Source organism: Kitasatospora cinereorecta, from assembly GCF_024172095.1.
Taxonomy (GTDB): domain Bacteria; phylum Actinomycetota; class Actinomycetes; order Streptomycetales; family Streptomycetaceae; genus Kitasatospora; species Kitasatospora cinereorecta.
In genome coordinates, this window is the sequence record NZ_JAMZDX010000003.1 from 825560 (window position 1) to 848433 (window position 22874).

The following is a 22874-nucleotide window of genomic DNA, read 5'->3' on the forward strand; positions in this document are numbered from 1 at the left end:
CCCTGGGCACTGCATGGCGAGCTTGTATGGAGGAAACCCCCGTGGCCCAAGTCCCGGCCGCGCGCCAGCGCCCCGGCACCACCCGGACCCTGCTGAAGGGCGTCGACGGCGCCGGAACCGTCCGCCGCACCGTCCTGCCCGGCGGCCTGCGCGTCGTCACCGAGACCCTGCCCACGGTGCGCTCCGCCACCTTCGGCATCTGGGTCGGCGTCGGCTCCCGGGACGAGACCCCGGTGCTGAACGGCGCCACGCACTACCTGGAGCACCTGCTCTTCAAGGGCACCGCCCGGCGCGGGGCGCTGGAGATCTCGGCCGCCCTGGACGCGGTCGGCGGCGAGATGAACGCGTTCACCGCCAAGGAGAACACCTGCTACTACGCGCGGGTGCTCGACACCGACCTGCCGCTGGCCATCGACGTGGTCTGCGACATGCTCACCGGCTCGCTGATCCGCCCTGAGGACGTGGAGGCCGAACGCGGCGTCATCCTCGAGGAGATGGCGATGGCCGAGGACGACCCGGGCGACGTGGTCCACGACCTGTTCGCCCGGACGATCTTCGGCAGCGGTCCGCTCGGCCGCCCGATCCTCGGCACCCAGGAGACCGTCACCGCGCTCACCCGGGACCAGATCGCCGGCTTCTACCACCGCCGCTACCGCCCCGAGAACCTGGTCGTCGCGGCCGCCGGCAACCTCGACCACCGCGCCGTGGTCAAGCTGGTCGAGCAGGCCTTCGCACCCGTCCTGGCCAAGTCCACCGGCCACCCCGCCGAGGTCCGCCAGGGCGTCAAGGCGGTCCGTACGGCCGGCCAGGTCGCCGTCCTCAACCGGCCCACCGAGCAGGCCCACCTGGTCCTCGGCACCCCCGGCGTGCCCCGGCACGACGAGCGCCGCTGGGCCATGGGCGTGCTCAACGCCGCCCTCGGCGGCGGCATGAGCTCCCGCCTCTTCCAGGAGGTCCGGGAGAAGCGCGGCCTGGCCTACTCGGTCTACTCCTACTCCTCCTCCTACGCCGACACCGGCCTCTTCGGCATCTACGCCGGCTGCCAGCCCAAGCGGGTCGAGGAGGTGCTCAAGATCTGCCGCGAGGAGCTCGCCCGGGTGGTCGAGGAGGGCATCACCGAGGAGGAGCTGCACCGCGCCATCGGCCAGCTCTCCGGCTCCACCGTGCTCGGCATGGAGGACACCGGCTCGCTGATGAACCGCATCGGCAAGGCCGAGATCTCCTACGGCCACCACCTCTCGGTGGACGAGATGCTGGAGAAGATGGCCGCGGTGACCCTGGACGACGTCCACGCCGTCGCCCGTGATGTGCTGGGTGCCCACCGGCCCTCGCTGGCCCTGATCGGTCCGATCACCGACCGGCGCGCCGCCAAGCTCGCCGACCTGCTGGTCTGAAGGGAAAACTCGACATGACGCTGCGTGTCGCCGTGATCGGCGCCAAGGGCCGGATCGGTGCCGAGGCGGTCCGGGCGGTCGAGGCCGCCCCCGACCTGGAGCTGGTCGCCGCCCTCGGGCGCGACTCCAAGCTCGGCGAACTCGTCGACGCGCGCGTCGACGTCGCCGTGGAACTCACCCACCCCGACTCGGTGATGGGCAACCTGGAGTACTGCCTGGCCAACGGCATCCACGTGGTCACCGGCACCACCGGCTGGACCGACGAGCGCCTGGCCACCGTCCGCGGCTGGCTGGCCGCCGCGCCCGCCACCGGCCTGCTGATCGCGCCGAACTTCTCCATCGGCGCCGTCCTCGGCATGCAGTTCGCCCAGAAGGCGGCCCGGTACTTCGAGTCGGTCGAGGTGGTCGAACTCCACCACGACCGCAAGGCCGACGCTCCCAGCGGCACCGCCACCCGCACCGCGCAGCTGATCGCCGCCGCCCGCGAGGAGGCCGGGCGCCCGCGCCAGCAGGACCCGACCACCCACGAGCTGCCCGGCGCCCGCGGCGCCGACGTGGACGGCGTCCCGGTGCACGCGGTCCGGCTGCGCGGCCTGCTGGCCCACCAGGAAGTCCTGTTCGGCGACACCGGCGAGACCCTGACCATCCGGCACGACTCGCTGCACCACAGCTGCTTCATGCCGGGCATCCTGTTGGGCGTCCGGAAGATCGGCGACCACCCGGGCCTCACCTTCGGTCTCGAGCACTTCCTGGACCTCTGAGATGACCTCGCGCACCGGCTTCTTCATCCTCGGCGGCGCCCTGCTGCTGGTCTCCCTGATCTGCATAGGGGAGGGCGTCCAACTGGTCGCCACCGGCAAGCCGCTCGGCATCGGCATGGGCCTCTCGGCCTTCGTCATCCCCCCGATCGGCGTCTGGTTCCTCCGCCAGACCGTCCGCTTCGGCCGGGCCAGCGAGCGCCTCGCCAAGCAGCTGGAGGCCGAGGGCGGCCTGCCCGTCGACGAGCTGAAGCGCACCGGCGGCGGCCGGATCGACCGGGCCTCCGCCGACGCCGTCTTCGCCCGCCGCAAGGCCGAGGCCGAGGCCGACCCGGGCGACTGGCGCAACTTCTTCCGCCTGGCCGTCGCCTACGCGGACGCCGGCGACACCCCGCGCGCCCGCAAGGCCATGCAGCACGCGATCAAGCTGCACGGCACCACCGAACCCGCAAGGAGCACCGCGTGACCGAGGAACCGACGACTCCGACCTTCCGCAGCGACGTCACGGTCGACCTGGTCCGCAGCGCCGCGGCCGACTCGGACGTCATCTGGGCCGCCCGGGTCTCCACCTCCGGCGAGCAGTCCCTCGAGGCGCTCCAGCAGGACCCGGAGAAGTCCAAGGGCCTGATCAACTACCTGATGCGGGACCGTCACGGCACCCCCTTCGAGCACAACTCGATGACCTTCTTCATCAGCGCGCCGATCTTCGTCTTCCGCGAGTTCCACCGCCACCGCAGCGGCTGGTCCTACAACGAGGAGAGCGGCCGCTACCGCGAGCTCGAGCCGGTCTTCTACGTCCCCGGCGCCGAGCGACGCCTGGTCCAGCAGGGCAAGCCCGGCCGCTACGAGTTCGTCGCCGGCACCCCGGAGCAGCACAAGGTCACCGTCGAGGCGATGGAGGACTCCTACCGGAAGTCCTACGAGTCCTACCGGGAGATGCTCGAGGCCGGCGTCGCCCGCGAGGTCGCCCGCGCCGTGCTGCCGGTCGGCCTGTTCTCCTCGATGTACGCCACCTGCAACGCCCGCTCGCTGATGCACTTCCTGTCGCTGCGCACCAAGCGCGACAACGCCGCCGTCCCCTCCTTCCCGCAGCGGGAGATCGAGATGGTCGCCGAGCAGATGGAGGAGCAGTGGTCCCGGCTGATGCCGCTCACCCATGCGGCCTTCGAGAAGCACGGCCGGGTCGCGCCCTGACCTGCGCCGATGGGCATCCGGGCTGACTGCCCGGCATGTCTGGATTGCGGCTTCCACGGCCGCTTCATACGCTCAGGACACGGATTCCGGTGCTGCTTGAACCCCCGAGCATGCAGCACCGGAATCCCATGTCCGGCCCGGTGCGCGGGGGTCATCGCTGTCCAAACCCTGGACCTGGGTGACTGTTCCCCACCGTCCTACGAGTAGTTTTGGACACATGGCTCCGACCTCCACCCCCCAGACGCCCTTCGGCCGGGTGCTGACCGCGATGGTCACCCCGTTCACCGCCGACGGCGCGCTCGACCTCGACGGCGCCCAGCGCCTCGCCGCGCACCTCGTGGACTCCGGCAACGACGGCTTGGTGCTCAACGGCACCACCGGCGAATCCCCGACCACCAGCGACGCGGAGAAGGCCCAGCTGGTACGGGCCGTGGTCGAGGCCGTGGGGGACCGGGCCCACGTGGTCACCGGGGTCGGCACCAACGACACCCACCACAGCGTCGAGCTGGCCCGCCAGGCCGAGGCCGCCGGCGCCCACGGCCTGCTGGCCGTCACCCCGTACTACAGCAAGCCCCCGCAGGAGGGGCTGTACCGGCACACCGTCGCCATCGCCGACGCCACCGAACTGCCGGTCATGCTCTACGACATCCCCGGCCGCAGCGCCGTCGCGCTCTCCCACGAGACCCTGGTCCGGCTCGGCGAGCACCCGCGGATCGTCGCCAACAAGGACGCCAAGGGCGATGTCGGCGCGGCCGCCTGGGCCATCGCCCGCTCCGGCCTCGCCTGGTACTCCGGCGACGACATCCTGACCCTGCCGCTGCTCTCGGTCGGAGCCGTCGGCGTGGTCAGCGTGGTCGGCCACGTGGTCGCGGGCGAGCTGCGCACCATGATCGACGCCTTCACCGCCGGCGACATCGCCAAGGCCACCTCGATCCACCAGGAACTGCTGCCGGTCTTCAGCGGTATGTTCCGCACCCAGGGCGTCATCCTCAGCAAGGCCGCGCTGAACCTCCAGGGCCACCCGGCCGGACCGCTCCGGCTCCCGCTGATCTCCGCCACGGACGAGGAGATCGCCCGCCTGAAGGAGGATCTCGCCGCCGGCGGGGTACACCTGTAACAACGACACACGTGCGCGTCCCGGCTCGCCGGACCCTCCCGGGTCTGCCGCTGGACCGGATCGTAGACGCGAAGCACTCGGTAGATGGGTAACAACGATGGACGCACGCCATATGTCGTCGGGGAGCACCCCCGGGCATATGGCGTGCGTCGTGAGGAGAGTCTTTTGAGTCACCCGCACCCCGAACTCGGCGCCCCGCCCGCACTGAAGGAGGGCGCCCTCCGCATCACTCCGCTCGGCGGCCTCGGCGAGATCGGCCGCAACATGACGGTCCTCGAGTACGGCGACCGCATCCTGATCATCGACTGCGGCGTGCTCTTCCCCGAGGACGAGCAGCCCGGCGTCGACCTGATCCTCCCGGACTTCACCTACATCCGGGACCGCCTCGACAAGATCGACGGCATCGTCCTGACCCACGGGCACGAGGACCACATCGGTGCCGTCCCGTACCTGCTCCGGGAGAACCCGGACATCCCGCTGATCGGCTCGAAGCTCACCCTCGCCCTGATCGAGGCCAAGCTCGCCGAGCACCGCATCCGCCCGTACGTCCTGGAGGTCGCCGAGGGCGACCGCGAGCGGATCGGCCCCTTCGACTGCCAGTTCATCGCGGTCAACCACTCCATCCCGGACGCGCTGGCCGTCGCCGTCCGCACCGCGGCCGGCATGGTCGTCGCCACCGGTGACTTCAAGATGGACCAGCTCCCGCTGGACGGCCGGCTGACCGACCTGCCCACCTTCGCCAAGCTGGCCGAGGAGGGCATGGACCTGCTGCTGGTGGACTCCACCAACGCCGAGGTCCCCGGCTTCATCCCGCACGAGCGCGACATCTCGGCGGCCCTGCGCAACGTCTTCGCCAACGCCGACCGCCGGATCATCGTCGCGTCGTTCGCCAGCCACGTGCACCGCATCCAGCAGGTGCTGGACGCCGCCCACGAGTACAAGCGCAAGGTCGCCTTCGTCGGCCGTTCGATGGTGCGCAACATGGGCATCGCGCGGGACCTCGGCTACCTCAAGGTGCCCGGCAACCTGATCGTCGACGTCAAGACCCTGGACGACCTCCCCGAGAAGGAGGTCGTGCTGATCTGCACCGGCTCGCAGGGCGAGCCGATGGCCGCCCTCTCCCGGATGGCCAACCGCGACCACCAGATCCGGATCGTCGACGGCGACACCGTGGTGCTCGCCTCCTCGCTCATCCCGGGCAACGAGAACGCGGTGTACCGGGTCATCAACGGCCTGACCCGCTGGGGCGCCAAGGTCGTCCACAAGGGCAACGCCAAGGTGCACGTCTCCGGCCACGCCTCGGCCGGCGAGCTGCTCTACTTCTTCAACATCTGCAAGCCGAAGAACCTGATGCCCGTCCACGGCGAGTGGCGCCATCTGCGGGCCGCGGCCGACCTGGGCATCGCCACCGGTGTGCCGCGCAATCGCGTGGTCATCGCCGAGGACGGCGTCTGCGTCGACCTCGAGAAGGGCGTCGCCCGGATCGTCGGCAAGGTCCAGGCCGGCTACGTGTACGTGGACGGCTCGTCCGTCGGCGACATCACCGAGGCCTCGCTGAAGGACCGCCGGATCCTCGGCGAGGAGGGCTTCATCTCGGTCTTCGTGGTGGTCGACTCGGCCAACGGCAAGATCGTGAGCGGTCCGACCGTCCAGGCCCGCGGCTCCGGCATCGACGACGGCGCGTTCGCCGCGGTGGTGGCCAAGCTGGAGGAGGCCCTGACCCGTTCGGCGAACGAGGGCGTCCTGGAGGTCCGTCAGGTGCAGCAGCTCGTCCGCCGCACCCTCGGCAAGTGGGTGGCGGACAACTACCGCCGCCGGCCGATGATCCTCCCGGTCGTCGTCGAGGTCTGACCGGCCCGATTTGACCTGGGGCAGCTCGGTGCGTAATGTTCTCCGAGTTGCCCCACGGTCGTGCGGCTTCGCTCCGGAAATCGAATTCGTTCGAGCGGGAGCGGGGAAAACAGGCCGAGAAACTCTGATAGAGTTCGGGAGCGCCGAAAGGCGAAAGCAAATCAGGGAAAAAGCGGAAACGCTGATCTGATAAGCTGGAAACACGGAAGAACGAAGCGCCCGGAGGGCCCGCTGGAAGGCGGTCCGAAGGAAGTGTCCGTTCCTTGAGAACTCAACAGCGTGCCAAAAGTCAACGCCAGATATGTTGACATCCCCGGCCCCGGATTTTCTGGGGTTGGAGATTCCTTTTGAAATAACACTAGCGAGGACGCAGTGCGCGGGGCCGCCCTATTCCGGTGGTTGCCGTGCCGCTCTTTCGCGGGTGTGGACCCGATTACGGGTTGACATTCACGGAGAGTTTGATCCTGGCTCAGGACGAACGCTGGCGGCGTGCTTAACACATGCAAGTCGAACGGTGAAGCCCTTCGGGGTGGATCAGTGGCGAACGGGTGAGTAACACGTGGGAAATCTGCCCTGCACTCTGGGACAAGCCTTGGAAACGAGGTCTAATACCGGATATGACCTTCCTCTGCATGGGGGTTGGTGGAAAGCTCCGGCGGTGCAGGATGATCCCGCGGCCTATCAGCTTGTTGGTGGGGTAATGGCCTACCAAGGCGACGACGGGTAGCCGGCCTGAGAGGGCGACCGGCCACACTGGGACTGAGACACGGCCCAGACTCCTACGGGAGGCAGCAGTGGGGAATATTGCACAATGGGCGAAAGCCTGATGCAGCGACGCCGCGTGAGGGATGACGGCCTTCGGGTTGTAAACCTCTTTCAGCAGGGAAGAAGCGCAAGTGACGGTACCTGCAGAAGAAGCACCGGCTAACTACGTGCCAGCAGCCGCGGTAATACGTAGGGTGCGAGCGTTGTCCGGAATTATTGGGCGTAAAGAGCTCGTAGGCGGCCTGTCGCGTCGGATGTGAAAGCCCGGGGCTTAACCCCGGGTCTGCATTCGATACGGGCAGGCTAGAGTGTGGTAGGGGAGATCGGAATTCCTGGTGTAGCGGTGAAATGCGCAGATATCAGGAGGAACACCGGTGGCGAAGGCGGATCTCTGGGCCATTACTGACGCTGAGGAGCGAAAGCGTGGGGAGCGAACAGGATTAGATACCCTGGTAGTCCACGCCGTAAACGTTGGGAACTAGGTGTTGGCGACATTCCACGTCGTCGGTGCCGCAGCTAACGCATTAAGTTCCCCGCCTGGGGAGTACGGCCGCAAGGCTAAAACTCAAAGGAATTGACGGGGGCCCGCACAAGCAGCGGAGCATGTGGCTTAATTCGACGCAACGCGAAGAACCTTACCAAGGCTTGACATACACCGGAAACTGGTAGAGATATCAGCCCCCTTGTGGTCGGTGTACAGGTGGTGCATGGTTGTCGTCAGCTCGTGTCGTGAGATGTTGGGTTAAGTCCCGCAACGAGCGCAACCCTTGTTCTGTGTTGCCAGCGAGTAATGTCGGGGACTCACAGGAGACTGCCGGGGTCAACTCGGAGGAAGGTGGGGACGACGTCAAATCATCATGCCCCTTATGTCTTGGGCTGCACACGTGCTACAATGGTCGGTACAAAGGGCTGCGATGCCGCGAGGCGGAGCGAATCCCAAAAAGCCGGCCTCAGTTCGGATTGGGGTCTGCAACTCGACCCCATGAAGTTGGAGTTGCTAGTAATCGCAGATCAGCATGCTGCGGTGAATACGTTCCCGGGCCTTGTACACACCGCCCGTCACGTCACGAAAGTCGGTAACACCCGAAGCCGGTGGCCTAACCCGTAAGGGGAGGAGCCGTCGAAGGTGGGACCAGCGATTGGGACGAAGTCGTAACAAGGTAGCCGTACCGGAAGGTGCGGCTGGATCACCTCCTTTCTAAGGAGCACATGGCCGAATGCGAGCGAATGCCTCGCACGGTTGCTCATGGGTGGAACGTTGACTATTCGGCACACTCGAGGATGACCGCCAGTACTGCCCTTCGGGGCGTGGAACGCGGGATCGGATTCGGTTGTGTCGGGCACGTTGTTGGGTCCTGAGGGAACGGAAGTTGCCTCATGGAGTGCCGGTCCCATGCCTGTTCGGGTGGGTGTCTGGTCGTTGTTTGAGAACTGCACAGTGGACGCGAGCATCTGTGGCCAAGTTTTTAAGGGCGCACGGTGGATGCCTTGGCACCAGGAACCGATGAAGGACGTGGGAGGCCGCGATAGGCCCCGGGGAGCTGTCAACCGAGCTTTGATCCGGGGGTGTCCGAATGGGGAAACCCGGCAGTCGTCATGGGCTGTCACCCATACCTGAACACATAGGGTATGTGGAGGGAACGCGGGGAAGTGAAACATCTCAGTACCCGCAGGAAGAGAAAACAACCGTGATTCCGGGAGTAGTGGCGAGCGAAACCGGATGAGGCTAAACCCGAGTGGTGTGAGACCCGGCAGGGGTTGCCACTTGGGGGTCGTGGGAGTGAGCTTGATCGGTCTGCCGGCCGGTCGGCGAGTCAGAAACCGTTGGTGTAGTCGAAGGACATGCGAAAGGTCCGGCGTAGAGGGTAAGACCCCCGTAGACGAAACATCAGCGGCTTGCTTGCTCATTTCCCAAGTAGCACGGGGCCCGAGAAATCCCGTGTGAATCTGGCGGGACCACCCGCTAAGCCTAAATATTCCCTGGTGACCGATAGCGGATAGTACCGTGAGGGAATGGTGAAAAGTACCGCGGGAGCGGAGTGAAATAGTACCTGAAACCGTGTGCCTACAAGCCGTGGGGGCAGTCTTCGGACTGTGACTGCGTGCCTTTTGAAGAATGAGCCTGCGAGTTTGCGGTGTGTAGCGAGGTTAACCCGTGTGGGGTAGCCGTAGCGAAAGCGAGTCCGAATAGGGCGTTTGAGTTGCATGCCCAAGACCCGAAGCGGAGTGATCTAGCCATGGGCAGGTTGAAGCGCGGGTAAGACCGCGTGGAGGACCGAACCCACCAGGGTTGAAAACCTGGGGGATGACCTGTGGTTAGGGGTGAAAGGCCAATCAAACTCCGTGATAGCTGGTTCTCCCCGAAATGCATTTAGGTGCAGCGTCGCGTGTTTCTTGCCGGAGGTAGAGCACTGGATAGGCGATGGGCCTCACCGGGTTACTGACCTTAGCCAAACTCCGAATGCCGGTAAGTGAGAGCGCGGCAGTGAGACTGTGGGGGATAAGCTCCATGGTCGAGAGGGAAACAGCCCAGAACACCGACTAAGGTCCCCAAGCGTGTGCTAAGTGGGAAAGGATGTGGAGTCGCAGAGACAACCAGGAGGTTGGCTTAGAAGCAGCCACCCTTGAAAGAGTGCGTAATAGCTCACTGGTCAAGTGATTCCGCGCCGACAATGTAGCGGGGCTCAAGCACATCACCGAAGTCGTGTCATTGCAGCAATAGGGCCAACGCCCGCTGTGATGGGTAGGGGAGCGTCGTGTGCCGGGTGAAGCAGCCGAGGAATCGAGTTGTGGACGGTTCACGAGTGAGAATGCAGGCATGAGTAGCGATACAAGAGTGGGAAACTCTTGCGCCGATTGACCAAGGGTTCCTGGGTCAAGCTGATCTGCCCAGGGTAAGTCGGGACCTAAGGCGAGGCCGACAGGCGTAGTCGATGGACAACGGGTTGATATTCCCGTACCCGCTTTGAAGCGCCAACGCTGAACCCTCTGATGCTAAGCCCGTGAAGCCGGCCCGGAGTCTTCGGACAAAGGGACGTGGTGGAGCCGGTGACCCAACGGGGTATTAGGTGAGCGATGGGGTGACGCAGGAAGGTAGTCCAGCCCGGGCGGTGGTAGTCCCGGGGTAAGGGTGTAGGACGAACGGTAGGCAAATCCGCCGTTCACATAGTCTGAGACCTGATGCCGAGCCGATTGTGGTGAAGTGGATGATCCTATGCTGTCGAGAAAAGCCTCTAGCGAGTTTCATGGCGGCCCGTACCCCAAACCGACTCAGGTGGTCAGGTAGAGAATACCGAGGCGTTCGGGTGAACTGTGGTTAAGGAACTCGGCAAAATGCCCCCGTAACTTCGGGAGAAGGGGGGCCATTGCTGGTGACGGGACTTGCTCCCCGAGCTGGTGGTGGCCGCAGAGACCAGCGAGAAGCGACTGTTTACTAAAAACACAGGTCCGTGCGAAGCCGTAAGGCGATGTATACGGACTGACGCCTGCCCGGTGCTGGAACGTTAAGGGGACCGGTTAGTCTAGTTTCGACTAGGCGAAGCTGAGAACTTAAGCGCCAGTAAACGGCGGTGGTAACTATAACCATCCTAAGGTAGCGAAATTCCTTGTCGGGTAAGTTCCGACCTGCACGAATGGCGTAACGACTTCTCGACTGTCTCAACCACAGGCCCGGTGAAATTGCATTACGAGTAAAGATGCTCGTTTCGCGCAGCAGGACGGAAAGACCCCGGGACCTTTACTATAGCTTGATATTGGTGTTCGGTTCGGCTTGTGTAGGATAGGTGGGAGACTGTGAAGCGGCAACGCCAGTTGTCGTGGAGTCGACGTTGAAATACCACTCTGGTCGTGCTGGATGTCTAACCTGGGTCCGTGATCCGGATCAGGGACAGTGTCTGGTGGGTAGTTTAACTGGGGCGGTTGCCTCCTAAAGAGTAACGGAGGCGCCCAAAGGTTCCCTCAGCCTGGTTGGCAATCAGGTGTTGAGTGTAAGTGCACAAGGGAGCTTGACTGTGAGACTGACGGGTCGAGCAGGTACGAAAGTAGGGACTAGTGATCCGGCGGTGGCTTGTGGAAGCGCCGTCGCTCAACGGATAAAAGGTACCCCGGGGATAACAGGCTGATCTTCCCCAAGAGTCCATATCGACGGGATGGTTTGGCACCTCGATGTCGGCTCGTCGCATCCTGGGGCTGGAGTAGGTCCCAAGGGTTGGGCTGTTCGCCCATTAAAGCGGTACGCGAGCTGGGTTTAGAACGTCGTGAGACAGTTCGGTCCCTATCCGCTGTGCGCGTAGGAGTGTTGAGAAGGGCTGTCCCTAGTACGAGAGGACCGGGACGGACGAACCTCTGGTGTGCCAGTTGTTCTGCCAAGGGCATGGCTGGTTGGCTACGTTCGGGAGGGATAACCGCTGAAAGCATCTAAGCGGGAAGCCTGCTTCGAGATGAGCACTCCCACCTCCTTGAGAGGGTAAGGCTCCCAGTAGACGACTGGGTTGATAGGCCGGATATGGAAGCCTCGTGAGGGGTGGAGTTGACCGGTACTAATAGGCCGAGGGCTTGTCCTCAGTTGCTCGCGTCCACTGTGTTGTTCTGAAACAACGACCGCCCTGCCGGCGGGTCGACAGTTTCATAGTGTTTCGGTGGTCATAGCGTGAGGGAAACGCCCGGTTACATTCCGAACCCGGAAGCTAAGCCTCACAGCGCCGATGGTACTGCAGGGGGGACCCTGTGGGAGAGTAGGACGCCGCCGAACAATTCTTCAGAAATAGCCCCTCCCGGGGAGACCCGGGAGGGGCTTTTCGCATTTCCGGGCCCCGCCGCAGGCGGTCGGCCGGGGGTTTCTTCCGCCGGGTGAAGATTCGTTGCCTCCGCCGGGCCGCGCTGGAACGCTTGTCCTCGTGAGCCAATTCGAGCGCCTTGTGGGCCGCCTGCACGTCGATCTGCGACGTGTGGCGAGCGCGATCTGTGCCGTCGCCGGTCGCTGACCTCCCCTGCCCTTCGCTCCGCTTCCTGCTCCGCTCCGTCTGAGTCCGATCGCCGCCCGTCCGGGTCGAGTCGCCGTGTCGCTCGCCCGCGGGACGGGTCGTGCGTTCCCTCTTCCCCGTTCACCGCCCGTCCGCGCTTCCTGTGCCCGGACGGGGGTTCCGTTGCCGTACCCGGACCTCCGAGGACCCGCCATGGCCGTTGCCACGTCCCGACGTCACTTCCTCTCCCTCGCCGCCGTGGGCGTCGCCGCTGCCGCCTGCGGGCAGGCGACCGCCTCGGGCGGTGGCGGGGGCGAGACCAGGAAACTCAGATACCAGGGGTGGGCGGGGCAGGTGATCCTGCCCGAACTGGCCGAGGACCTGGGCTACTTCGGCGATGTGAAGCTGGAGTGGGTCGGCAACACGATCAGCGGTCCGCAGGACATCCAGTCGGCGGCGACCGGGCAGATCGACTTCGGCGGGGCGTTCAACGGCGCGGTGGTGAAGCTGATCGCGGCCGGGGCGCCGGTGAAGGCGGTGATCAGCTACTACGGCGTCGACGAGCAGAGCTACAGCGGCTACTACGTGCTGGAGGACAGCCCGATCCGCTCGGCGCGCGACCTGATCGGCAAGAAGGTCGGGATGAACACCCTGGGCGCGCACTCCGAGGCGATGCTCGACATCTACCTGCAGCGCAACGGCCTGTCGGCCGCCGAGATCGGCAAGGTGGAGCCGACGGTCATCCCGCCGGTGAACACCGAACAGACCCTGCGGCAGCGGCAGATCGAGGTCGGGGTGCTGGGCGGGATCCTGCGGGACAAGGCGTTGGCCGCCGGCGGGGTCCGCTCGCTGTTCAGCGACTTCGACCTGTTGGGGCGCTTCAGCGCGGGCACGTACGTGGTCACCGAACGCTTCCTGAAGCAGAACCCGGGCACGGCCCGGACCTTCGTCACGGGGGTGGCGAAGGCGATCGAGTGGTCGCGGACCACGCCGCGGGAGGAGGTGATCGCCCGCAGTACGCGGATCATCGAGAAGCGCGGCCGCTCCGAGGACACCAGCTCGCTGAAGTACTGGAAGTCCACGGGTGTGGCGGAGACCGCGGGCCGGATCACCGACGAGGAGTTCCGGCTCTGGATCGACTGGCTGGTGCAGCACGGCGATCTGAAGGCCGGCCAGGTGAAGCCGGGGGACCTGTACACCAATGAGTTCAACGGGTACGCGGCATGAGCGCCGGGATCGAGTTCCGCGGGGTGTCCAAGGTCTTCCCGGTGCGTGGCGGCGACGAGTTGACGGCTGTCGACGGGATCGACCTGGAGATCGCGGCCGGCGAGTTCGCGGTGCTGGTCGGGCCGAGCGGCTGCGGCAAGTCGACGCTGCTCGACCTGGTCGGCGGTCTGACCGTGCCGTCCGCCGGCGAGATCCTGCTGGACGGGCGGCCGGTGCGCGGCCCGGGGCCGGACCGTTCGACGGTCTTCCAGCAGTACGCGCTGCTGCCGTGGCGGACCGCGCAGGGCAATGTCGAGTTCGGCCTGGAGGCGATCGGGGTGCCGCGCCGGCTGCGGCGGGCGCGGGCCCGGGAGTACCTGGAGCTGGTGGGCCTGGCCGGGTTCGAGGAGCGGCATCCGCACGAGCTGTCGGGCGGGATGCGGCAGCGGGTGGCGATCGCCCGCAGCCTGGCGTACGACCCCGAGGTGCTGTTGATGGACGAGCCGTTCGCGGCGCTGGACGCGCAGACCCGGGAGTCGCTCCAGGAGGAGCTGCTGCGGATCTGGCGGCGGACCGGGAAGACGGTGCTGTTCATCACCCACGGCATCGAGGAGGCGGTCTACCTGGGCCAGCGGGTGGCGGTGATGACCTCGCGGCCCGGGCGGGTGAAGGCGGTGGTGCCGATCGAGCTGCCGGACCGGGCGGCCGACCGCGACCTGCGCTCCAGCCCGGAGTTCGCCCGCTACCGGCACGAGATCTGGAGCCTGCTGCACGACGAGGTCAGCCGGGCGCAGCAGTGGGAGAGGGAGGTGGGTCGGGTATGAGCACGGAACTCGGGGTCCGCTCGGCGGTGGTGGTGGCGCCGCCGGTGGTGGACCGGAAGGTCCGGCAGCGGCGGTCGTGGCTGCCGGCGCTGCTGCGGACGGTGGTCGGCCGGAGTGCGGCGATCGTGGTGCTGCTGGCGGTGTGGGAGGCGGCGCCGCGGCTGGGGCTGGTGGACCGGACCTTCCTGCCGCCGTTGAGCGAGGTGCTGCGGGCCTGGTGGGGGCTGCTGGACGGGGGCCGGCTGGGGGAGAACGCGCGGGCGAGCCTGGTCCGTTCGTTCAGCGGGTTCGGTCTGGCGGTGGGGATCGGGGTGCCGCTGGGCCTGCTGATCGGCTGGTACCGGCCGCTGGCGGAGCTGTTGAGCCCGCTGTTGGAGCTGTTCCGCAACACGGCCGCGTTGGCGCTGCTGCCGGTGTTCGTGCTGGTGCTGGGGATCGGCGAGACCTCGAAGATCGCGATCGTGCTGTACGCGTGCCTGTGGCCGATCCTGCTGAACACCATCAGCGCGGTCCGCACGGTCGATCCGACGCTGTTGCGCCTGGCCCGCTCGCTCGACCTGTCGCCGCTGCGGCTGTTCCAGAAGGTGATCCTGCCGGCCTCGGTGCCGGTGGTGTTCACCGGGATCCGGCTGGCCGGGGCGGTGTCGATCCTGGTGCTGGTGGCGGCCGAAATGGTGGGCGCCAAGGCCGGGTTGGGCTATCTGATCAACGCCTCCCAATACAACTTCGCGATCCCGCAGATGTACGCGGGGATCCTCACGATCTCGGTGATCGGCGTGGCGTTCAACCAGCTGCTGCTGGCGATCGAGCGCCGTCTCACCGCCTGGCGGCCCGGGCCGCCGACTTCCTGATCACCTTCCGTCCATCTCCTGAGAAGGGACAACCACGTCATGACCGGTTTCGAACTGCACCGGATCGGCGGCCGGATCGGCGCCGAGGTCACCGGCCTCGACCTCGCGCAGCCGCTCGACGAGAAGACGGTGACGGGCCTGAACGAGGCGCTGGTCGCCCACAAGGCGCTGTTCTTCCGCGGCCAGCGGCTGGAGGACGAGGACCAGCTGCGCTTCGCCGGCTACTTCGGCCCGCTGACCACCGCCCACCCGACCGTCCCGGCGCTGGACGGGCAGCCCAACGTGCTGCCGGTGGACAGCGAGGAGGGCGGCCGGGCCAACCAGTGGCACACCGACGTCACCTTCGTGCGGACGCCGCCGAAGGCGTCCACGCTGCGCAGCCTGGTGGTGCCCCCGTACGGCGGCAACACGCTGATCGCCAACGCGCAGACGGCGTACGCGGACCTGCCGGAGGAGCTGCGCCGGTGGGTGGACGGGCTGTGGGCCGAGCACACCAACGACTACGACTACGCGCAGGGGAGGGAGTTGGACGCGGCGGAGGCCGAGCGGCGGCGGGTGTTCACCGCGAAGCGGTACCGGACGGCGCACCCGGTGGTGCGGGTGCATCCGGAGAGCGGTGAACGGGGGCTGTTCGTGGGCGGGTTCGCGCAGCGGATCGTGGGGCTGCCGAGCGATGCGTCGCGGGATCTGCTGCGGACCCTGCAGGGGTACGTGACCCGGCCGGAGAACGTGGTGCGCTGGCGCTGGCAGGTGGGTGACCTGGTGCTGTTCGACAACCGGGCCACGCAGCACTATGCGCCGGACGACTACGACGGCCTGCCGCGGCGGCTGCACCGGGTGACGGTCGCGGGTGATGCGCCGGTGGGCGTGTCGGGCGAGGCGAGCTACCTGATCGAGGGTGACGACGCCGGGCACTACACCGGCTGACGCCGGGACGCCGGAAGGGGCTCGGGGACCGCGCGGTCCCCGAGCCCCTTCCGCTTGCCGGTTACGGGTTACGAGTTGCGGGTTACGCGGTCCAGAGGTCCCGGACGGTGGCGGCGAGCTTGCGGCCCTGGGCGCGGCCGGCGTGGGCGGCCGGGGTGCGGACGGCCGGGTCGAGGCCGTTCGGGCCGAAGGCGGCGAGCGCGTCCTCGTCGGGGGTGATGGCGAGGGCCCGGCCGGTGCGCTCCAGCAGGGCGATCTGCTCGGCGAGGGCGGGGTCGGCGCCGGGGGCGACGACCAGGACGGCGTCCTGGCCGGTGAGCAGGTCGGCGTTGTTGGAGGTGCGCAGGGCGCCGTCCATGTAGGTGTGGCCGTCCAGTTCGACCAGCGGCCAGATGCCGGGGACGGCGCAGCTGGCGGCGACGGCCTCGACCAGGCCGACGCCGGAGCTGCGGTCGATGACGCGGTGCTCGCCGCTGTGCACGTCCACGGCGACCACGCCGAGCGGGCGCTCGGGCCACTCGTGGGAGGGGAGCCGGCCGGCGATGACCGCGAGCCGTTCGGCGGCGGTGGCGGCGGTGGGCGCGGTGAGGGCGAGTTCGCCGATCTTGCGGCGCAGGTCGAACGGGTCGGGGTATTCGGCCTGGAGCCGGGCCAGGGTCTGCATCAGCTCGATCATGGCGGTCGGCGAGGGCGCGGCTTCGTGGTTCTGCAGCGCGGGTTCGGCCTGCCGGCGGAAGAGTTCGGCGATCGGCAGGCCGCTGCCGATCTGGGCGGCGACGGTGGAGCCTGCCGAGGTGGCGAGCAGCCGGTCGGCGGTGGCCGCCACGTCCACGCCTTCTTCGGCGAGGCCGGCGAGGACGCCGGTCTCCCAGGCGATCCCCGCCAGCCCGCCGGCTCCGAGTACCAGACCCCGCATCGTGCCACCCCTCACGTCGTGGACGGTCGACTGTTGTCGACTCCGGGCAGCACGATAGTCGGGCCGGTGGGTCAGGCGGCTGCGAACTGCGAAGCGGGGCGGGGCAGTCCGTAGTGTTCACGCAGCGTCCGCCCGGCGTAGTCGGTGCGGAAGAGCCCGCGTCGGCGGAGGATCGGCAGGACGTGGTCGACGAAGTCGGTGAGTCCGTCCGGGAGGATCGGCGGCATGATGTTGAAGCCGTCGGCGGCGCCCTGGGTGAACCAGGTCTCGATGTGGTCGGCGACCTGTTCGGGGGTGCCGATGACGACCTGGTGGCCGCGGCCGCCGCCGAGTCGGCCGACCAGTTGGCGCAGGGTGAGCCGGTCGCGTTCGGCGAGGTCGCGGATCAGCTCGAAGCGGCTCTTGGCGCCGTTGATGGCGGTGACCGGGGGCAGTGGGGGCAGCGGCCGGTCGAGGGGGTGGTCGGTGAGGTCGATGCCGAGGACGCCGGAGAGCACCGAGACGGCCCGGGACGGGTTGATGAGTTCGTCCAACTCCCGGTCGAGGGTGCGGGCTTCGGACTCGGTGGAGCCGAGGACGGGCACCACGCCGGGCAGGATCCGCACGTCTCGGCCGTGGCCGGCGGCCTGGCGCTTGAGGTCGGCGTAGAAGGCCTGGCCCTCGGCGAGGGTCTGCTGGGCGGTGAAGACGGCCTCGGCCCAGCGGGCGGCGAAGGCCTTGCCGCTGGTGGAGGAGCCGGCCTGGACGAGCAGCGGGTGGCCCTGCGGGCTGCGCGGGATGTTGAGCGGGCCGCGGACCCGGAAGTGCTCGCCGGTGTGGTGGATCTCGTGGACGCGGTCGGGGTCGGCGAAGGCGCCGTCGGTACGGTCGAGGAGCAGGGCGCCGTCCTCCCAGCTGTCCCAGAGCGCGGTGGCGACCCGCAGGTACTCCTCGGCGCGCTGGTAGCGGACGGCGTGGGCCTGGTTGGCGTCGCGGCCGAAGTTCTGGGCGGCGCGGTCGCCGGCGGAGGTGACGATGTTCCAGCCGGCGCGGCCGCCGCTGATGTGGTCGAGTGAGGCGAACTGCCGTGCCAGGTTGTACGGTTCGGTGAATCCGGTGGAGACGGTGCCGATCAGGCCGATCCGTTCGGTGGCCACCGCGAGGGCGGTGAGCAGGGTGAGCGGTTCGAAGTGGCTGATCAGGCCCCAGCCGCCGTCGGAGCGGGCCTCGACGCCGTCGGCGAGGAAGACCGAGTCGAAGGCGGCGGCCTCGGCAGCCTGTGCGAGTCGCTGGAAGTGGGTGATGTCGGCGGCCTGCGCGGGGTCGGTGCGCGGGTGGCGCCAGGCGGCCTCGTGGTGGCCGACGCCCATCAGGAAGAGGTTGAAGTGGAGTTGACGGTTCTCGGGCATGGTTCGATCCTCACGGGGCCGGGCGGGGGCGACAACGATTGGCCGCGCCCGCGGAATTAATGCGGTGTTGACCCGCCCGCAGCAGCGGTGCGCAGCTCCATCGGGCGCCGGTAGACGCTGTCCAGGACGCCGGCGCAGGCGGCGACCGCGAGGGCGTCGGTGCCGAAGGAGCCGGCGGTCACCAGGTGGGCGGGCTCGGCCCTGGTGTGGCGCCGGATCTGCTGCCGGGCGTAGTGGCCGAGCTCGGGGGCGGCGGCGAGTCCGGCCTCGGTGAGTACCAGGACGTCGGGGCCGAGGATGTCGAGCAGCAGGGCGGCGGCCGGGGCGATCAGCCGCAGGCGTTCGCGGAACAGCTCCAGCACCCGGGGTTCGCCGGCGGCGGCAAGGGCCATCAGGCGTTCCAGGTCGGGGGCGGGGTGCAGGCCCTGCAGTCGGGCGCGGCGGACCAGGGCGTGGTCGGAGACGGTGGCCTGGAGGCAGCCGGTCCGGCCGCAGGGGCAGGGCTCGGTGGAGCCGGGGACGGGCAGGTGACCGATGTCCCCGGCGCGGGAGCGGCGGCCGCGCAGCACGGTGCCGCCCGCGGCGATGGCGGCGTCGACCACGTTGCCGACGAAGAGGTGGACCAGTTCGGTGGCGCCGGCGGGGGCACCGAACAGCAGCTCGGCGCGAGCCAGGGCGCGGGCGTGGCCGTCGAGGTGGACCGGGAGCCGGGTGGCGCCGGCCAGCAGGTCGCGGACGGGGACGTCGTGCCAGCCGAGCGGGGTGTGTTCGACCACGGTGCCGTGCTCGGTGTCGACCCAGCCGCCGGTGACCACGCCGAGGCCGAGGACGGGTCGTCCGGCGGCGCGCCGGGTGGTGAAGCCGGGCAGGTGGGCGCGGACGGTGCGGAGCACGGTGCGGGCGTCGCCCTGGCGGGGGAGCCGTTCCCGGGCGACCACCCGGCCGCGCAGGTCGAGCAGGGCGAAGGTGAGCCAGGGGACACCGATGTGGACGCCGGCGGCGAGGTGGCCGCGAGTGTCGATGTCGAGCGGGAGCCGGGGGCGGCCGGCCCGGGGCGGCCCGTTCGGGGGGAGGTCGCGGAGCAGGCCGAGGGAGATGAGTTCGGTGGTGTGGCGGGAGACGGCGGCGGGGCTGAGGCCGGTGGCGCGGCCGAGCGCGGTGCGGGTGAGCGGTCCGGTGGTGAGGACGGTGCGCAGCAGGGTGCCGGCCGCGCCGCCCTCGGGTGGCGGCGCGGTGGGCAGCGGGGTGGGGGCGGCGACCAGGGAGAGCATGCGGTCGATGCTCCCAAGGCTCTGTTGCACCGGGGTGGCGGCGGCGTGAAACGCCCGTCCGGCCGTCAAAATGCCGCCAAGAAGCCCGGGTGACCACCCTGATCAGCGGAAATTCCGAAAATACGCCGTAGTCTCGGTGCCATGGCGGACAGGGCACGCGGCAGGCTGCGCATCCACCTCGGGGCGGCCCCGGGCGTGGGCAAGACGTACGCCATGCTGTCCGAGGCACACCGCCGGGTGGAGCGCGGCGCCGACCTGGTGGTCGGCTTCGTCGAGCACCACGACCGGGCGCGCACCGCCGCCCTGCTGGACGGCCTGGAGACGGTGGAGCGCCGCACCGTCGTCCACCGCGGGGCCGCCTTCACCGAGATGGACCTGGACGCGGTGCTGGCCCGCCGCCCGGCGATCGCCCTGGTGGACGAGCTGGCCCACACCAACGTCCCCGGCAGCCGCAACGCCAAGCGCTGGCAGGACGTCGAGGAGCTGCTGGCCGCCGGCATCGACGTCATCTCCACCGTCAACATCCAGCACCTGGAGTCGCTCGGGGACGTGGTGGAGTCGATCACCGGCATCCGCCAGCGCGAGACGGTGCCGGATGAGGTGGTCCGCCGGGCCGACCAGATCGAGCTGGTCGACATGTCGCCGCAGGCGCTGCGCCGCCGGCTGGCCCACGGCAACGTGTACGCGCCGGAGAAGGTCGACGCGGCGCTCGCCAACTACTTCCGGCCCGGCAACCTCACCGCGCTGCGCGAGCTGGCCCTGCTGTGGACCGCCGACCGGGTGGACGAGTACCTCCAGCGCTACCGGGCCGAGCAGGGCATCAAGGGCACCTGGCAGGCCCGCGAGCGGATCGTGGTGGGCCTGACCGGCGGCCCCGAGGGCGCCACCCTGATCCGCCGGGCGGCCAGGATCGCCGCCCGCGGCTCCGGCGGCGAGCTGCTGGCCGTCCACATCTCCCGCTCGGACGGGCTGGCGGGCAGCTCCCCGCAGGCGCTGATCGAGCAGCGGCTGCTGGTGGAGAGCCTCGGCGGCACCTTCCACACCGTGCTCGGCGACGATCCGGCGGCCGGCCTGCTGGACTTCGCCCGCGGCGTCAACGCCACCCAGATCGTGCTCGGCACCAGCCGGCGCAAGCTCTGGCAGTACGTCTACGGCCCGGGCGTCGGCTACACCGTCACCCGCGACTCGGGCGACATCGACGTCCACATGGTCACCCACGAGCACGCCGCCCGCGGGCTCGGCCGGATCCCGATCCGCCGGGTCACCGACCTCGGCCGCACCCGGCGGGTGGCCGGCTGGCTGATCGGCGTGGCCGGACCGCTGCTGCTCGCCCTGGTGCTCACCCACTTCCGCAGCGTCGGCCTGCCGACCGACATGCTGCTCTTCCTGTCGCTGACGGTCTGCGCGGCCCTGGTCGGCGGGCTGTTCCCGGCGATCGCCTCGGCCCTGGTCGGCTCGACGGCGCTCAACTACTACTTCGCGCCCCCCATTCACGCCTTCACCATCTCCGAGCCGCAGAACATCGTGGCGGTGGCGATCTTCACCGCGGTGGGCATCGCCGTCGCCACCGTGGTCGACACCGCCGCGCGCCGCAGCCAGCAGGCGGCCCGCAGCCAGGCCGAGGCCCGGGCGCTCAGCGTGCTGGCCGGCACCGTGCTGCGCGGCGCTCCGAGCGGCGAGGGGCTGCTCACCGCCCTGCTCGAACAGGTCCGGGAGACCTTCCAGGAGGCGTCGGTGGCCCTGCTGGAGCGCCGCCACGAGTTCGAGCCCTGGCATCCGCTGGCGGTCAGCGGCCCGCACCCGCCGGAGCACCCCGACGACGGCCAGGTGGCCGTCCCGGCGGGCGCCACCCTCTCCCTGGTGCTGGCCGGCCGGGTGCTGCCCGCCGCCGACCGGCGGCTGCTGGGCGCGTTCGCCGCCCAGGCGGCCGTCCTGGTCGAGCGCGAACGCCTCGCAGCCGACGCGGCCGCCGCCCGGCGGGAGGCCGAGGGCAACCGGATCCGCACCGCCCTGCTCGCCGCGGTCTCGCACGACCTGCGCACCCCGCTGGCCGGGATCAAGGCGGCGGTCACCTCGCTGCGCGCGGTCGACGTGGAGTGGGACGAGCAGGACGAGGCCGAGCTGCTGGCCGGCATCGAGTCCGGCGCCGACCGCCTCGACCACCTGATCAACAACCTGCTCGACATGAGCCGGCTGCAGACCGGCACCGTCACCCCGCTGATCCGGCCCACCGACCTGGACGAGGTCGTCCCGTACGCGCTCGGCGGGGTGCCGGCCGGAGCGGTGCGCACCGACGTCCCGGAGAGCCTGCCGATGGTGCACGCCGACCCCGGGCTGCTGGAACGCTCCCTGGCCAACCTGATCGAGAACGCCGTCAAGTACAGCCCCGACGGGGTACCCGTTCTGGTGAAGGCCGACGCGCTGCGCCGTCCCGGCGAGGGCGGCCGGGTGGAGCTGCGGGTGGTCGACCGCGGCCCCGGCGTCCCGGAGGAGGCGCGCGAGCGGATCTTCGCGCCCTTCCAGCGTCACGGCGACGCGCCGCGCGGCGCGGGCGTGGGCCTCGGCCTCGCCGTCGCCCGCGGCTTCGCCGAGGCGATGGGCGGCACCGTCACCGCCGAGGACACCCCGGGCGGCGGCCTGACCATGGTGGTCTCGCTGCCCGCCGTCGACCTGCCCGACCCGCACACCACCGACCGAGACCGAAAGGCGGAGCCCGTATGACCCGGGTCCTCGTCGTGGACGACGAACCGCAGATCGTCCGCGCCCTGGTGATCAACCTCAAGGCCCGTTCGTACGAGGTGGACTCCGCCCACGACGGGGCGAGCGCCCTGGCGGCGGCCGCCGCCCGCCACCCCGACGTGGTCGTGCTCGACCTGGGCCTGCCCGACATGGACGGGGTCGAGGTGATCAGGGGCCTGCGCGGCTGGACCCGGGTGCCGATCATCGTGCTCTCCGCCCGGCACGCCTCCGACGAGAAGGTCGAGGCCCTCGACGCCGGCGCCGACGACTACGTCACCAAGCCCTTCGGCATGGACGAGCTGCTGGCCCGGATGCGCGCCGCCGTCCGCCGCGCCGAACCGGTGGCCGGCGAGGACGACGCCCAGATCGCCACCGCGACCTTCACCGTCGACCTGGCCGCCAAGAAGGTCAACCGGGACGGCGTCGACGTCCGCCTCACCCCGACCGAGTGGCACCTGCTGGAGGTACTGGTCCGCAACCCCGGCCGGCTGGTCAGCCAGACCCGGCTGCTCCAGGAGGTGTGGGGCCCGGCCTACCACAAGGAGACCAACTACCTGCGGGTCTACCTCGCCCAGCTGCGCCGCAAGCTGGAGGCGGACCCCTCGCACCCGCGCCACTTCATCACCGAACCGGGTATGGGCTACCGCTTCGAGCCCTGAGCGGAGGCCGCCCGGCGGCCCGTTCCGCGGCCCGTTCGGACCTGCGGCTCTGC

At 68.9% G+C, this 22874-nt stretch carries 16 protein-coding genes and 3 rRNA genes; 16 read left to right on the top strand and 3 right to left on the bottom strand.

The window, feature by feature from the left end; all coding sequences use genetic code 11:
• Positions 1-26: 26 nt before the first annotated feature.
• The 14 genes from FHR36_RS17250 to FHR36_RS17310 all read left to right on the top strand — a co-directional run bounded on the left by FHR36_RS17250 (position 27) and on the right by FHR36_RS17310 (position 15848).
• Positions 27-1394: a M16 family metallopeptidase gene (locus tag FHR36_RS17250; protein WP_253798128.1), complete on the top strand. Its 1368-nt coding sequence runs from the start codon at positions 27-29 to the stop codon at positions 1392-1394.
• A gap of 14 nt (positions 1395-1408) precedes the next feature.
• A complete protein-coding gene (dapB, locus tag FHR36_RS17255; RefSeq protein WP_253798130.1) occupies positions 1409-2155 on the top strand; it encodes a 4-hydroxy-tetrahydrodipicolinate reductase in 747 nt (248 codons plus the stop codon).
• 1 nt (position 2156) lies between these two features.
• Positions 2157-2618 carry a tetratricopeptide repeat protein gene (locus tag FHR36_RS17260; RefSeq protein ID WP_253798132.1) on the top strand — a complete coding sequence of 154 codons (462 nt, stop codon included), beginning with the start codon at positions 2157-2159 and terminating at the stop codon, positions 2616-2618.
• Positions 2615-3346, top strand: a complete 732-nt coding sequence (gene thyX, locus FHR36_RS17265; RefSeq protein WP_253798134.1) for an FAD-dependent thymidylate synthase — start codon at positions 2615-2617, stop codon at positions 3344-3346. Before FHR36_RS17260 ends, thyX begins: the two co-directional genes overlap by 4 nt.
• Before the next feature lie 217 nt (positions 3347-3563).
• Positions 3564-4463: a 4-hydroxy-tetrahydrodipicolinate synthase gene (dapA, locus tag FHR36_RS17270; protein WP_253798136.1), complete on the top strand. Its 900-nt coding sequence runs from the start codon at positions 3564-3566 to the stop codon at positions 4461-4463.
• A gap of 165 nt (positions 4464-4628) precedes the next feature.
• Positions 4629-6314, top strand: coding sequence for a ribonuclease J (locus tag FHR36_RS17275; protein WP_253798138.1), 1686 nt, complete (start codon positions 4629-4631; stop codon positions 6312-6314).
• A 446-nt stretch (positions 6315-6760) separates the two neighbouring features.
• Positions 6761-8277, top strand: a 16S ribosomal RNA gene (locus FHR36_RS17280).
• Positions 8278-8535: 258 nt separating this feature from the next.
• A 23S ribosomal RNA gene (locus FHR36_RS17285) occupies positions 8536-11641 on the top strand.
• A 71-nt stretch (positions 11642-11712) separates the two neighbouring features.
• Positions 11713-11829: ribosomal RNA gene (rrf, locus tag FHR36_RS17290) — 5S ribosomal RNA — on the top strand.
• The 16S, 23S and 5S rRNA genes sit together here, the layout of an rRNA operon.
• A 145-nt stretch (positions 11830-11974) precedes the next feature.
• Positions 11975-12061: a putative leader peptide gene (locus FHR36_RS40305; RefSeq protein ID WP_407660842.1), complete on the top strand. Its 87-nt coding sequence runs from the start codon at positions 11975-11977 to the stop codon at positions 12059-12061.
• A gap of 192 nt (positions 12062-12253) precedes the next feature.
• Positions 12254-13267 (top strand): ABC transporter substrate-binding protein, encoded by a 1014-nt coding sequence (locus FHR36_RS17295; RefSeq protein WP_253798140.1) that lies wholly within the window; start codon positions 12254-12256, stop codon positions 13265-13267.
• A complete protein-coding gene (locus FHR36_RS17300) occupies positions 13264-14070 on the top strand; it encodes an ABC transporter ATP-binding protein (RefSeq protein ID WP_253798142.1) in 807 nt (268 codons plus the stop codon). The genes FHR36_RS17295 and FHR36_RS17300 overlap by 4 nt, the downstream gene beginning before the upstream one ends.
• The gene (locus tag FHR36_RS17305; RefSeq protein ID WP_253798145.1) at positions 14067-14921 is read left to right on the top strand and encodes an ABC transporter permease; all 855 of its coding nucleotides are present in this window, start codon (positions 14067-14069) and stop codon (positions 14919-14921) included. Before FHR36_RS17300 ends, FHR36_RS17305 begins: the two co-directional genes overlap by 4 nt.
• Positions 14922-14960: 39 nt before the next feature.
• Positions 14961-15848: a TauD/TfdA dioxygenase family protein gene (locus FHR36_RS17310; protein ID WP_253798147.1), complete on the top strand. Its 888-nt coding sequence runs from the start codon at positions 14961-14963 to the stop codon at positions 15846-15848.
• Between the two features lie 82 nt (positions 15849-15930).
• Here FHR36_RS17310 and FHR36_RS17315 read toward each other — a convergent pair whose 3' ends face one another.
• From FHR36_RS17315 to FHR36_RS17325, 3 genes are all read right to left on the bottom strand, one after another.
• Positions 15931-16764 (bottom strand): patatin-like phospholipase family protein, encoded by an 834-nt coding sequence (locus FHR36_RS17315; protein WP_253798148.1) that lies wholly within the window; start codon positions 16762-16764, stop codon positions 15931-15933.
• A gap of 71 nt (positions 16765-16835) precedes the next feature.
• Positions 16836-18152 (bottom strand): LLM class flavin-dependent oxidoreductase, encoded by a 1317-nt coding sequence (locus FHR36_RS17320; RefSeq protein ID WP_253798150.1) that lies wholly within the window; start codon positions 18150-18152, stop codon positions 16836-16838.
• Positions 18153-18208: 56 nt separating this feature from the next.
• Positions 18209-19423 carry an ROK family transcriptional regulator gene (locus tag FHR36_RS17325; protein WP_253798152.1) on the bottom strand — a complete coding sequence of 405 codons (1215 nt, stop codon included), beginning with the start codon at positions 19421-19423 and terminating at the stop codon, positions 18209-18211.
• A gap of 141 nt (positions 19424-19564) precedes the next feature.
• Between FHR36_RS17325 and FHR36_RS17330 the strand changes: the two genes are divergently transcribed.
• Both FHR36_RS17330 and FHR36_RS17335 read left to right on the top strand, forming a co-directional pair.
• Positions 19565-22144: an ATP-binding protein gene (locus tag FHR36_RS17330; RefSeq protein ID WP_253798154.1), complete on the top strand. Its 2580-nt coding sequence runs from the start codon at positions 19565-19567 to the stop codon at positions 22142-22144.
• Positions 22141-22821 (top strand): response regulator, encoded by a 681-nt coding sequence (locus FHR36_RS17335; protein ID WP_253798156.1) that lies wholly within the window; start codon positions 22141-22143, stop codon positions 22819-22821. Before FHR36_RS17330 ends, FHR36_RS17335 begins: the two co-directional genes overlap by 4 nt.
• Positions 22822-22874 lie beyond the last annotated feature (53 nt).